The 2,674-nt window shown below is 64.0% G+C and carries 3 protein-coding genes; all 3 read right to left on the bottom strand.

All coding sequences use genetic code 11. From position 1 onward, the window contains the following. Nucleotides 1-209 precede the first annotated feature (209 nt). Entirely contained in the window at nt 210-1,091 is an 882-nt protein-coding gene (locus EOA29_RS32215; RefSeq protein ID WP_126091283.1) for a MurR/RpiR family transcriptional regulator, read from the bottom strand. 27 nt (nt 1,092-1,118) lie between these two features. Then, nucleotides 1,119-2,186 (bottom strand): sn-glycerol-3-phosphate ABC transporter ATP-binding protein UgpC, encoded by a 1,068-nt coding sequence (ugpC, locus tag EOA29_RS32210; protein WP_126091284.1) that lies wholly within the window; start codon nt 2,184-2,186, stop codon nt 1,119-1,121. 2 nt (nt 2,187-2,188) lie between these two features. Continuing rightward, nucleotides 2,189-2,674: SDR family oxidoreductase (locus EOA29_RS32205; RefSeq protein ID WP_127222131.1), on the bottom strand; the 486-nt coding region annotated here is incomplete at its 5' end.

The following is a 2,674-nucleotide window of genomic DNA, read 5'->3' as shown; positions in this document are numbered from 1 at the left end:
GCGGCATCGAAAGTGGCTGGCGGCAGATGGCTTTTAGCCTGGTCAGGCAGCGCGCTGAACACGTCATCAGGCATTTGGAATGCGGCTGGTTTACCCGACATGATCGTCCTCCAATCAATCCCAATTCACATTAGACCTGGCTAATGTTGAAAGGCAAGATGGTCGGCGGAGTCGGCTGGCGCCGGGCATGGGGGCGCGAAATCCATACCTCAATCGCCCAGCGGCAATCTTGGATCGTCAACCTTCAGCGTGTTCACGCTCTGCTTGATGCGGCGCAGGTTCTCCAGCACCTTCGGCCCGCGCGATTCCGCCACCGTGGTGGCGATCATGTCGACGATTGCCAGAAGCGCGTAGCGCGACGAGGTCGGCTTGTAGATGTTGCCGTCCTCGAATGACTGCAGCAGGATCACCGTGTCGGCGACCTTGGCCAAAGCCGAATCCGGCGCGGTTACGGCGACGGTGGCGGCGCCATATTGCTGCGCGACCTCGACGGCCTCGATCACCGAGCGCGCATAGCCAGAAACCGAGAAGGCAACCAGCGTCGTCTCAGGCGTCGCGACGGCGGCATACATGCGCTGCAGCTGGCCGTCGACCTGGGCGAGCGCCGACAGGCCGAGCCGGAACAGCCGGTTCTGCATCTCGGTCGCCATCATCGAGGAGATGCCGCCCGAGCCGATGCACAGCACATTGCCGGAACTGGCGATCCTCGCGGCCACGCTCACCAACACGCTCATGTCGAGATTCTCGCTGGCGCGCTGGATAGCGGCGATCGCGGCCTCGGTGATGGCGGAAGCGATGCGCTGCTCGCGAGCGTCGCGGCTGAGCGGCTCCGGCGACAGATACTGGCCGCCGATGGCGATCGCCTGCGCCAGGTAGAACTTGAAATCGCGCAAGCCTTCGCAGCCGAGTTTGCGGCAGAAGCGGGTGACGGTCGGCTCGCTGACGCCGACGCGCGCGGCGATCTCCGAGATCGCCGCCTTGGAGGCGAAATCGAGATCGGAAAGCACGAGGCCGGCCAGCCGGCGGTCCGACTTGGTGCCGTCCTGCGACATCAATTGCAGGCGGGTGATGATGTCGGCCGGTGTCTTCATCTTGTTGTCTTCAAAATCGTCTTGTCCTTACAGCGGCAGGCCCGTCGCCTTGTCGAAGAGATGGACGTTGCGCGGGTCGACGCTCACCGGCAGCCTGTCCCCAGGCTTCACCTGCAGCCGGTCGCGGAACACGGCGCGCACCGTGTCGTCGCCGATCGAGCCATAGACATGGGTTTCCGAGCCGGTCGGCTCGACGACGTCGACATCGATCGCGATGGCGTCTTCGGCGGCGCCGATGACGAAATGCTCGGGGCGGATGCCGGCCTCGACAGTGTCGCTGCCGGATGCTGCCTTGCCGGCAAGCGCCAGGCGACCGCCGCTGCTGGTCTCGAACCAGGATTTGCTGTTAGCGGTCTTCAGCGCGCCGGAAACAAAGCTCATCGATGGCGAGCCGATGAAGCCGGCGACGAACTTGTTGGCCGGGCGGTCATAGAGCTCCAGCGGCTGCCCGACCTGCTGGATGCGGCCGCGGTCCATCACCACGATGCGATCGGCCATGGTCATCGCCTCGATCTGGTCGTGGGTGACATAGACGATGGTCGATTTCAGCCGCTGGTGCAGCGCCTTGATCTCGGTGCGCATCTGCACGCGCAACTGCGCGTCGAGGTTGGAAAGCGGCTCGTCGAACAGGAACACCGAAGGCTCGCGCACGATGGCGCGGCCCATGGCGACGCGCTGGCGCTGGCCGCCCGACAATTGTCGTGGATAGCGGTCGAGATAGGAGAAGAGGTTCAGCACCCCTGAAGCCTTCTTCACCTTGTCGTCGATCGCGGCGCGCGTCTCGCCGCGGATCTTGGGGCCAAAGCCGATATTGTCCGCGGCTTTCAGATGCGGGAACAGGGCGTAGGACTGGAAGACCATGGCGATGTTGCGCTTCTGCGGCGGCAGCTCGTTGGCGCGTACGCCGCCGATGATGAGGTCGCCGGAGGTGATCGTCTCCAGTCCCGCCAGCATGCGCAGCAGGGTCGACTTGCCGCAGCCGGACGGGCCGACCAGCACGACGAACTCGCCGCTTTTGATCTCGAGGTTGATGTCCTCGAGGATTTTGTGCTGGCCGAAGGCTTTCGACAGGTTGCGAAACTGGACGTCGGTCATGGTCACGCTCCCAAAATGTCGTCGATGAAAGGCAGGTAGCCGGCTGTCAGTCCGGCGTCGACCGGCACAATCGCGCCAGTTATGCCGGATGCACGGTCGGAGGCAAGGAAAGCCACTGCTTCGGCGACTTCCGACGCATTGACGATGCGGCCGAGTGGATAGAGCCGCTTCAGCCGGCCGAGGATTTCAGGGTTCTTGGCAAGGCGATGATCCCAGGCGGCCGTTCGGATCGATCCCGGGCAGACGACATTGGCGCGCACGCCGCTGCGGCCGAGCTCGACGGCGATCGACTTGGCATAGGCGTTGATGCCGGCCTTGGCAGCCGCATAGGCCGGATTGCCGAAATGCGAAATCGCGTTGACCGAGGAGATGAAGACGACGCTGCCCGCGCCGCTTGCCGCCATCGCCTTGATGATCGGGTCGGCGAAATTCATCACGCCGGTCAGGTTGAGGTCGAGCTCCTGCTCTATCTTGTCGGCCGTCAGCGC

The organism is Mesorhizobium sp. M1E.F.Ca.ET.063.01.1.1, from assembly GCF_003998155.1.
Classification (GTDB): domain Bacteria; phylum Pseudomonadota; class Alphaproteobacteria; order Rhizobiales; family Rhizobiaceae; genus Mesorhizobium.
Note: the sequence above shows the minus strand (reverse complement) of the source record. Positions and strands in the feature narration are given on the sequence as shown.

What these genes read in the sequence shown, in the direction of transcription:
- EOA29_RS32215 (WP_126091283.1), bottom strand. Translation starts at nt 1,091, where the DNA reads ATGAAGACACCGGCCGACATCATCACCCGCCTGCAATTGATGTCGCAG.
- ugpC (WP_126091284.1), bottom strand. Translation starts at nt 2,186, where the DNA reads ATGACCGACGTCCAGTTTCGCAACCTGTCGAAAGCCTTCGGCCAGCAC.